Source organism: Devosia riboflavina, assembly GCF_000743575.1.
GTDB classification, from domain to species: domain Bacteria; phylum Pseudomonadota; class Alphaproteobacteria; order Rhizobiales; family Devosiaceae; genus Devosia; species Devosia riboflavina.
In genome coordinates, this window is sequence record NZ_JQGC01000053.1 from 1 (window position 1) to 991 (window position 991).

Annotated in this window: 1 protein-coding gene; it reads left to right on the plus strand. The window is 63.6% G+C overall.

The window, feature by feature from the left end:
* On the plus strand, positions 1 to 991 hold a 991-nt coding region (locus JP75_RS24590), incomplete at both ends, for an MATE family efflux transporter (protein ID WP_035087792.1).

A 991-nucleotide genomic window follows, 5' to 3' on the forward strand; every position in this document is an offset into this window, starting at 1 on the left:
TTCAAAGCGCTGTTCGCGCTGGCCTGGCCGCTGGTGCTGGCTCAGCTCGCCCAGAACGCGCTTTTCACCTCCGACGTCATCATGATGGGTTGGCTTGGGCCGAAATACCTGGCCGGTGGCGCGCTCGCCACCGCATTCCTCAACATGTTCCTCATCGGCTCGATCGGCCTCGTCGGCGTCGTCGCTCCGATGGTCGCCCAGGCCCTCGGCGCGCGTGACCTGCGCAGCGTCCAGCGCACCCTACGCACTGGCTTCTGGGTCGTCATCGTTATTTCGGCCGTCCTGATTCCCGTCGTCTGGCAGGTAAAGCCGATCCTGCTGGCCCTCGGCCAGAATCCCGAAGCAACCGACCTCGCGCAGGACTTCGTCCATCACGCCGCCTGGCTGTTCCTGCCCGCGCTTGGCATTATCGTGCTGCGCTCGTTCCTCTCCGCGCACGGCGTCACCCGCCCGATCCTGGTCATCACCATTTTCGGCGTCTTCATCAATGCCGGCCTCAATTACTGCTTCATGCTCGGCAATTTCGGCTTCCCCCGGCTCGAGCTCAAAGGCTCGGGAACGGTCACGGCCACGGTCAACCTCATCATGTTCCTCATGATGCTGGGCTACATCGTCTGGCACCGCCGCTATCGCCGCTACAACATGTTCGGCAATTTCTTCAACATCGACTGGGCACGCCTGCGCGAAATCTTCCGCATCGGCACCCCGATCGGCCTTACCGTCATGGCTGAAGTCGGCCTGTTCTCGGCCGCCGCCATCCTTATGGGCCTCCTTGGCACGGACGAAGTCGCTGCCCACGCCGTGGCGCTCCAGATCACCTCGATGGCCTTCATGGTGCCGCTTGGCCTCTCCATGGCCACGACCGTCCGCGTCGGGCTCGCCTATGGCGGCGGCTCGCGCGAAGGCATCCGCAAGGCCGGCTGGTCCTCGATCGGCATGACGTTCGTTTTCGAAAGCATCACCTGCACGATCTTCCTGCTGTTCCCGCTCC